Below are 8,127 nucleotides of genomic sequence, written 5' to 3'. Positions count from 1 at the left end.
TCGACAAAAACAAGCTGGATCGTGAATTATATGGTGTGTTACTGAAGAATTTGATTTGCGAGCGGTATAATCATTTTGATCCTGACATCGATGCTCGCACAAGCCAATATGTCCCTGTAGAAAAGTGGTTAATCTCAAAGGATGTGCTCAATACATTACCCCCCTCCCATAACGTGTATCATCTTGAGAGGTAGAACACTGTCCGTTTTTACTGCTCCACACCCCCTGTGCCCCGCGTCGGTACTCTCATTCTTGTAGTTCCTCCACTTGAATTTCTCCCTTTTTTATATGCATTCGAATAATACTAACGCAACAGCATCTCTTGACCGGCAATAAGCGTACGTAATGTCTCGGAAACGACCTCCTTGTGTTCTGCCATTACGAGTTTGATCTTCCTGTCTTTGCCGGTAATCAAATTACCCAGGGCGATGCCGTCGATATCCAGGAAACACCCGAGCAGTCTGGGGGCGTGCGCCTGCAAGAGGTTTTCAATATGCCGATAAAAACGCTCGGCGCCATCGTTGGAAAATAAAAGCAGCCTTGAAACCCGATCTCCATAGGGGGAATCTTTGCGTTCCCGGACATTCGCAATCCCCTTTTTTTCGTTTTCCAGCTTATCAACGATCGCTTCGAATCCATATCGGATCTGTCCCCTGAGCCTGGCTTTTTGGAGCACTTTTTTCAGCGGGTCACTCATCGTGATCACTGAGACATCAAGATTACCACCAGGCCAGAGTTTTACAGTACGGGCCATCAACGTCTGACGGATGGTCTCGGCAGTGTTATCGGCTTCCAACTGCCTGGGAAACCGGATATCCGACAGGTTCATGTAATGTGCCTCCTCTTCTTTTAACCAACCCATGTAACACATTCATTAATATCCACCCTTTTTCTCTCAAAGGTATTGAGGGGAAAATCCTGATCAGGATATCCTATGGCAACGCCGATGATGATTCGCCGGTCTTGGGGGATCAAGGCACATTTTCTCAGAAGGCCAGGATAACCGACAGACGCTGCCATAATACACGTACCAAGTCCTCTATCGTAGGCTAAAAGACAGACAGTCTGAAGGATGAGGCCGATATCGAGCATGGCGTATTCAATGCGTACATCCTTTGAAACGCAGGCAACTAAAAGACACGGAGCGCCGAATAACAAGGCCATTTCTTGATAGAGTCGTTTGCGGCCTTCCTTGTCTTCCCGTTCAATACCCAGATTTGTCAGCATGATTTTCCCGATTTCCCCATACCGCTTTTTCATGTGTTCAGGCCAGACCTCCGGCATGGGGACATCGAGAGCAAAGGCTTCACCATTGTCCAGCTTTTCGCGATTTGCCTTTTTGAATTCTTCCAGCGGTTTCCCACTCAATACGTAAAATTCCCAGGGCTGTGTATTCCCCCAGGACGGCGCCCAGCGCGCCGACTCCAGAATCTCCCGTAAGATATCTCTGGCTATCTCTTTTGTTTCAAACTTCCTAATACTCCTTCTGCCAATCACTGCAGATACCAGTTCCATTTTTGCCTCCTTATTTTTCTGAGAGTTCTGCTATTTTTATCTCTTTATTTCTTACCCACGGAGGCAAGATAGATAGTGAATTCATCCTGTCCGTCAATCCTGAGGAGTTTGTCTATCCCTTCCTGATCATAAGCAGCCATAGCACAGGTTCCTGCACCTATTGCTTCACAGGCAAGATAAAGATTCTGGCAGACATGACCGGCGTCAATCGCAATGACCTTGTGGGCGGCGATATCATAGCGCCATTCCATCCTGTAGGGTATGGTTGTCCAGATAAAGGTAACGGCCGCTTCTCCCGGATAGTGTTGACCAAGAACAGCCTGAACAATCTTGCTATTCAAATTCTCTTCAGTAAATTCAAACAGGAGTTGATGTTCAAGAGGAAGGTAACGGTAGATACCCTGATCAAGACCCTGGACATTCAAAACACAGAGATATGTTTCAAGTGCATGGCGGCAGCCGGCAGAAGGAACCGTTCTTAACGCATGACCGGGATCAAGTTTCTGTTTTATTCCCTGGGTAGCCCACAAAAGGAAAGACAATTCTTCACGTGAGAGCGGTTGATTGCTATAGGATCTGCGGCTTTCACGGTTTTTGATAGCAGTTTTAAGATCGATCTTGCCGATATCTTTGAATTGGTCGTATTGGGGAAGGTCAATTCGCTTGGATTCTTTTGCGTAATGTTTTTCAAGAGGAGGAGGCGCAACTCCTCTGTTCTGATCAGTTTGAGAAAAATCAATGACCTTGCGGAGGCTGTCTTTTAGAAATAATCGGTATTTTTTCGTGAGTTCTTTGTCCATTTTGTCGATCAATATGAAACTGCTGCCATTCCCGTACTTTTAACCTCTTCTTGCAATCCTTTAGGATTTATTGGTCTTATGGATTGAGGATAAGGAAAAGAACCGAGAATGTCAACGCAATAAGTGACGAGGAATGAAAGGAGAGAAAACTCTGATTATTTGTGTGCCTACGAGTCCTCAGGGATGGTAAGTGAAATATTTTGACGATTTGCGGTTTAAACGTGTTGTTTACAAAAGAAGAATAATAGAACAAGCAATGTGGAGGTATGAATGAAAATTATTTCAGAAGTTTGGATGAGATGTTGACAGTTTGGGAGCACACCCACGAGGGGAAGGTCCCGCTGTGAGAGCGGAACACTTCCCCCCGTGGGAAGAAGGGTCGATTCTAAAAGTTACAAGGATTCATCATTTTACTTTTTCCCGCCGAATAACTGCGTATTTATATCAAGCTGTATAGTCCACTTCCATTTGCCGTTGATGTCTTGATCATTAAACCATACGGGTCCGGTGAGAAGGGATATATCTTTTGTGAAATAGTAATAAAGACCAACGCCGCCGCCGCCAATAGCGTTCTTTTTAGAAGCGTAGTCAGCGGCCAGGACAATTCTATTGAACTCATTGCCGTCCTTGTCCTTTACAGGGAGGAATCCACGATCGAACGCAACCATAAAGCCGTAATTTTCTTTGTCTCCTTTGCCGTTTTTTAGCACGGAATCGTTGCCGATGTATGGTCCCGCAGAGAGCCTTCCCACATAAGGTATGGTCTTGCCGATCACTCCATACACGATATTCTGGTTGGTACTATTAGAGGCCTGACCGGCTTGCGCGCTATTCTTATGGGTCCCCACATTGAAAATTCCCACTTGCAGCGTCGGCGCCCAGCTACCCAGCGCTCCTTCAGGCGCGCCCATTTTGGCATTGAAATACGCGGGATAATCTGATGGCTGCAAGTAGTCTATTCCGACCTCCATCTGAAATTTTTCGAAGGGGAGCACGCCTATAGTAAGTCCTGCATCCATCGGGAGGGAATTATTGATGCCAGGTTCATCGGACGTTTTTCTGGCAACGCTGAAATAGTTATCCACGCCTATATGGAGGACGCCATAGGACTGAATGTCCGGAGTCATGGGTGTCCAGTAGGTCGTTGACGGCGTTGCATGTGCGATCCCCGATAAGAAAACCGATAAAACAAAATTAATCATCATTACTTTTACAAATTTCATAATGTTCTCCTCTCTTTTCTATGCCGCGTTTTATAGGCGTAGCAGCCTCTTAAAGCGGGCGAGTTTAATTTACTTATTGTACTGAAGCCGATCGGATGAATGCAGTCAGCCTCAGTATGACCTGTAGAAGACTGCATAATCATTAAATATCAAAATACATGTCATTCCCGCGCAGGGATTCCATTCCTGCCTTTTTTCGTCTTGAGGTGCATCGCCTTCTTTGGATGGCATCATGGCATACCTCTTATAATTTTCATGAAGATATGAACTGCCTTGTATATTTGATGAAAGAAAACCACATACGTTTCATCGTTGTTTAACCGATCGCCTTGCCGCCTTTTTCTCCGGTGCCAATCCGGATAACTTCGGGGAGGTCCAGGATAAAGATCTTTCCATCACCGATCTCACCCGTCCTGGCCCCCTTGATGATTGCCTGGATCGTCGGCTCTACAAAATCTTCGTTTACGGCGATTTCGAGTTTTATTTTTTTCAGCAGGCTTCCCACTTCCTTGGCCCCGCGATAGACCTCTGTCACTCCCTTTTGTCTTCCCCGCCCGAGAACATTGGATACAGTCATTAAATTGACTTCCGCCTCCTCGAGCGCTTTCATCACTTCATCCAGTTTATGCGGTTGTATAACAGCAACAATATATTTCATTTTCCGTACCTCCTATTCAATCAGTGTGTAGCCAGATTCGCTGTGCTGGGTCAGGTCGAGCCCAACCAGTTCCGCTTTCTTCTCAACCCTCATTCCAATGACAGCATCGACCAGTTTGAAGATGATCACAGTCATAACGACAGCAAAAATGACAGCGGCCACTACAAGGAGGCATTGAATCATGAACTGGTGCGCATTGCCGAAAAGCAGCCCATCCGCACCGGCTTCATTGACAACCTTTTCAGCAAAAAGACCCGTCGCAAGGGTTCCCCAAATGCCGCCCACGCCATGGACACCAAAGACATCGAGAGAATCATCGTATTTAAAAATAGCTTTTATTTTCGCGCAGGCAATGTAACAAAATATACTCACCAAAATGCCGATAAACAGGGCGTTTATGGGAGTAACAAAACCACAGGCGGGCGTGATGGCGACGAGTCCGGCAACGGCCCCGGTGGCACAGCCTAAGGCTGTCGGTCTACCGCCGACTATCCATTCAATCATAGGCCATGTGAATGCAGCCGCTGCCGTAGCTGTGTTGGTTGTAATGAATGCATTGGCGGCAAGTTCATTTGCCGCCAGGGCGCTGCCCGCATTGAAGCCGAACCAGCCGAACCAGAGGAGCCCCGCACCAAGTATTGCGAATGGCATGTTATGGGGTTTATAGGTTATCCCGTTCTCGGTCCCGACCCTTTTGCCTAACAGGATGGCCAAAACCAGAGCGGAAACGCCCGAACTGGTGTGAACAACAATTCCGCCCGCGAAGTCCAGGGCGCCGAGATTCTTCAACCAACCGCCCGTCCCCCAGACCCAGTGTCCTAATGGATCATAGACAAAAGTTGCCCAGAGGATCGTAAAAACTAAAAAAGCGGAGAATTTCATCCTCTCGGCATACGCACCGATCATCAAAGCCGGTGTAATCACGGCAAACATGCACTGGAAAATCATGAATGCCGAATGGGGAATTGTCGCCGCGTAGTCTGCGTTCGGCGCTCCCCCTACTCCCTTAAGGGCAAACCAATCAAGGTTCCCAATGATTCCTTTTATATCGGGACCAAAGGTCAATGAGTAGCCCCACAACATCCATTGCAGACTAATCATTGCCAAAATGATGAAACACTGCATTAAAATAGATAGAACATTTTTTCTCCGCACCAGGCCGCCATAAAAAAAGGCCAATCCCGGCATCGTCATGAGCAGAACCAGCGCTGTAGAGGTGAGTACCCATGCTGTGTCTCCTGTATTCATTTCTTTTTCCTCCTTCACAAGTGATTTGAAACCATCTATGTCCAATAATCGTGCCACGGTGAAAAAAGAGGAGGAAGATGAACTGTAACAATTGAAAATAAAAGACGAATCAATCATATCCATAGAATATGACAGATCGAAGGACAGCGTGAGTGAAGCATACAAAAAAAGTATGGAAAGGGACGTTTGTTACAAAATTGTATTATAATAGACGACATGAGGTGAGACAGATTCCCGATAGCCCCCAGAATCTACTGGCTGTTGGAAACCTGATGAATACTGCCTTATTTGACAGATTGAAATATGAGGAAGATCTCCACGCTCCCGCACGTGGAACGACATCTCTCACCGATGGTAAGAGATTTTCTAAATCCGGTTATTATGATGTTATACCTACTTATCAACGCTCTTGATTTCACAGACGGGTCATCTGTTATTTAGTCGAGTGGCGAGAGGGAATTTCACCCTCGCGCTCTCCGAGAGCCGGATGAACCTCTCGATTCATCCGGCTCTTATTGTCCAGCCTAACGGCTTTGCTTTATTCACGAGGCTCCTCCCATTTCTGGTTGACCCGCAAATATAGCCAGACAACGCAGCCCCTTCGGTCCAGTTCCATTACAGAACCTTCCTTCCTACTACGGGCTGCTCCGCCCCCGTGCCCCGCATCGATACTCTCATTCTTGTGGGTCCTCCACTTGAATTTCTCCCTTCACATCGGAACGACAGGTTCCCACGTTCCACCCAAAAGCCCGGATCAGGTTCGCGCTACCCTTATGCCGGATGCCGCCCAAGCAGTAACCAGGCACCTCTTGGACTTATCCTGGAGTCCTTCAAGTACCCCAGTTCTGACATCGTCCATCTCGTTTCGACACCACAGAAGTAGTTCGCTTGCGCTCGCCTCCCTGAACCTTACCTGACAGGACCATTGCCCTGCCTTTTCCTTAACGCTCACCACAATGGCTCTTTACCCCTGCAGCTTAAGGTGATTTGAAGACTAGCTCCTGCAAGCCGACTTCGAGGGACCTCCCCTCATCTCTTGGGCAGCCTCGTGGCACACTTGAAGTCGAGATTTGCGGTTGATGCGTTTGTGTATCAGCTTTCATCCCGTTATGCGCAGGAGTGATCAAAGAAAAAATGAAATGCGCTGGTTATTGGTGTCACCTACCAAAGTGTGATAATTGGACTTATGCGGCATTGTTGATTACGGATTGCTATACGCAATATATTCTGACTTCGACGCTTTATATCATTTTTAAAGAGGGAAGGAGTAAAGGCTAGATGGGTAGGTTTCTCAGATCTAAGCTACGTTGAGGTACTTGTCACGTTCTTTGGACTCGATGAAACGAAGCTTTGCCTGCTGCTGATGCCCAACTATTTTGGCCTGAAGCTTCATTCTGAGAAATCTCCTCGTAATCGATCCCATTTCAAAGGGAGTGAGAGGCCGGGTGACAACGTTAACTCTATTCGCCCGAATGGCTGTGAAAATCGATTCTAGATTCTTTTCCGCATAGATCAATGAATATGTGGTACCAAACTGGGAGAGGAAGTGGGCATCTGAATTTCCGATGAGGGGAAATCCGTGGGATTGACATACTTCTAAAGCCTTCTGGTTGAAGTTAATCCTGGTAGAATAGAAATGGCAGTATTCAAGGGCATCAAAAAGGTGCCGGTGCTTCAAAAGGCGTCATATCAACTCGAACCCAAAAAAAAAGCGTTCCGCCGCTGAAGACGAAACGCTTTTTTACTGATTACTGATCAAGAAATTGAGAAGCTACCTCTTCTCTTTCTTCGCAGGCTTGGCTTGCTTCTTGGCTGGTTCAGGGGCAGCGGCTAATTCCTTGAAAGCTGCGTCCCACCTGTCGATAATGGCCTTCAGCTCACCTGCTTTCGCCTTGGCGCCTGCCGGATCAGTGGCGATCATATCTTTCGCCGCTTTCAGACCGTCCACAAAGGCTTTGGTATCAGCTTCCCAGGCGTCTTTCTTGTCCTTCATCTTCTTCTCGACACCCTTGGCGGCGGTTTCGAAGTTTTTCCAGCCTTCTTCCAGGCCGGCAACGGCGGCGTTCACTTCATCGGTTATGGCCTTCTTACCCGCTGCGGCAGCGCCGGCAGCCTTCTCGAAGGCGGCCTTGGCATTGACATAACCCTGCTTGGCTTCCTCGTACTTCTTCTCGTTCATCTTAGCTTCTGAGGTGTCCCAGAGATTCTTGGCAGCACTGAAATCGGTGGCGGCATACTTGTCAGCGCCTGCGGCAACGGCGGCGTCCATAGCGGCCTTGGCGGCCGACTTCTCAGCATCGGGTGGTTTTGCACAGCCGATGAAGACCAGGGCCAGCGCAAGAACCATCATAAACGATACTGCATACTTGAAATGCTTCATAACTTTACTCCTCCTCTTTAAATGATTGTATGGCTCATAACTAAAAAGTCGCTTTTTTTTATACCTTTTTCAGAGGATGTCAAGGTATTTTTAGGTATGGGGCTTGGGATCCAGGATGAGCGGGACATCCGCCACTATCGGGGATACACCGCGGATCATTATGGGGGATTTAAGTACAGTTCGGGAATCTCTTCAATACCAATATATCTTGATTATTGAATTCCTTCATATCAATCAATGTTGAGGGTTTGTGAATTACAAGAAGATAGAAATCTTTTCCCTTAAGAAATAATTGAACTACTC

10 protein-coding genes are annotated in these 8,127 nt (G+C 47.2%); 1 reads left to right on the top strand and 9 read right to left on the bottom strand.

The window, feature by feature from the left end; translation table 11 throughout:
• Window positions 1–194, top strand: a 194-nt coding sequence (locus NTW12_13595; GenBank protein MCX5847371.1) for a hypothetical protein, incomplete at its 5' end; no start/stop codon positions are given.
• Window positions 195–304: 110 nt separating this feature from the next.
• Here the strand turns inward: NTW12_13595 and NTW12_13590 are convergent.
• The 9 genes from NTW12_13590 to NTW12_13550 all read right to left on the bottom strand — a co-directional run bounded on the left by NTW12_13590 (window position 305) and on the right by NTW12_13550 (window position 7,824).
• On the bottom strand, window positions 305–829 hold the full coding sequence (locus NTW12_13590) for a hypothetical protein (protein ID MCX5847370.1): 525 nt from the start codon (window positions 827–829) through the stop codon (window positions 305–307).
• Between the two features lie 20 nt (window positions 830–849).
• Window positions 850–1,515, bottom strand: a complete 666-nt coding sequence (locus NTW12_13585) for a nitroreductase (protein ID MCX5847369.1) — start codon at window positions 1,513–1,515, stop codon at window positions 850–852.
• 44 nt (window positions 1,516–1,559) lie between these two features.
• Window positions 1,560–2,315 (bottom strand): SagB/ThcOx family dehydrogenase, encoded by a 756-nt coding sequence (locus NTW12_13580; GenBank protein ID MCX5847368.1) that lies wholly within the window; start codon window positions 2,313–2,315, stop codon window positions 1,560–1,562.
• A 410-nt stretch (window positions 2,316–2,725) separates the two neighbouring features.
• Window positions 2,726–3,538 carry a hypothetical protein gene (locus NTW12_13575; GenBank protein ID MCX5847367.1) on the bottom strand — a complete coding sequence of 271 codons (813 nt, stop codon included), beginning with the start codon at window positions 3,536–3,538 and terminating at the stop codon, window positions 2,726–2,728.
• Window positions 3,539–3,854: 316 nt separating this feature from the next.
• Window positions 3,855–4,196 carry a P-II family nitrogen regulator gene (locus tag NTW12_13570; protein ID MCX5847366.1) on the bottom strand — a complete coding sequence of 114 codons (342 nt, stop codon included), beginning with the start codon at window positions 4,194–4,196 and terminating at the stop codon, window positions 3,855–3,857.
• 12 nt (window positions 4,197–4,208) lie between these two features.
• A complete protein-coding gene (locus tag NTW12_13565; protein ID MCX5847365.1) occupies window positions 4,209–5,444 on the bottom strand; it encodes an ammonium transporter in 1,236 nt (411 codons plus the stop codon).
• A 754-nt stretch (window positions 5,445–6,198) separates the two neighbouring features.
• The gene (locus NTW12_13560) at window positions 6,199–6,396 is read right to left on the bottom strand and encodes a hypothetical protein (GenBank protein MCX5847364.1); all 198 of its coding nucleotides are present in this window, start codon (window positions 6,394–6,396) and stop codon (window positions 6,199–6,201) included.
• Between the two features lie 345 nt (window positions 6,397–6,741).
• Window positions 6,742–7,122 carry a hypothetical protein gene (locus NTW12_13555; protein MCX5847363.1) on the bottom strand — a complete coding sequence of 127 codons (381 nt, stop codon included), beginning with the start codon at window positions 7,120–7,122 and terminating at the stop codon, window positions 6,742–6,744.
• Window positions 7,123–7,215: 93 nt separating this feature from the next.
• The gene (locus NTW12_13550; protein ID MCX5847362.1) at window positions 7,216–7,824 is read right to left on the bottom strand and encodes a hypothetical protein; all 609 of its coding nucleotides are present in this window, start codon (window positions 7,822–7,824) and stop codon (window positions 7,216–7,218) included.
• Window positions 7,825–8,127: the final 303 nt, after the last annotated feature.

The sequence above is a fragment of the Deltaproteobacteria bacterium genome (assembly GCA_026388545.1).
In the GTDB taxonomy this organism is placed as follows: domain Bacteria; phylum Desulfobacterota; class Syntrophia; order Syntrophales; family UBA2185; genus JAPLJS01.
This window is presented reverse-complemented; position numbering and strand designations above follow the sequence as displayed.

Coding starts and splice junctions, on each gene's coding strand:
- NTW12_13590 (MCX5847370.1), bottom strand. CDS start 829: ATGAACCTGTCGGATATCCGGTTTCCCAGGCAGTTGGAAGCCGATAAC.
- NTW12_13585 (MCX5847369.1), bottom strand. CDS start 1,515: ATGGAACTGGTATCTGCAGTGATTGGCAGAAGGAGTATTAGGAAGTTT.
- NTW12_13580 (MCX5847368.1), bottom strand. CDS start 2,315: ATGGACAAAGAACTCACGAAAAAATACCGATTATTTCTAAAAGACAGC.
- NTW12_13575 (MCX5847367.1), bottom strand. CDS start 3,538: ATGAAATTTGTAAAAGTAATGATGATTAATTTTGTTTTATCGGTTTTC.
- NTW12_13570 (MCX5847366.1), bottom strand. CDS start 4,196: ATGAAATATATTGTTGCTGTTATACAACCGCATAAACTGGATGAAGTG.
- NTW12_13565 (MCX5847365.1), bottom strand. CDS start 5,444: ATGAATACAGGAGACACAGCATGGGTACTCACCTCTACAGCGCTGGTT.
- NTW12_13550 (MCX5847362.1), bottom strand. CDS start 7,824: ATGAAGCATTTCAAGTATGCAGTATCGTTTATGATGGTTCTTGCGCTG.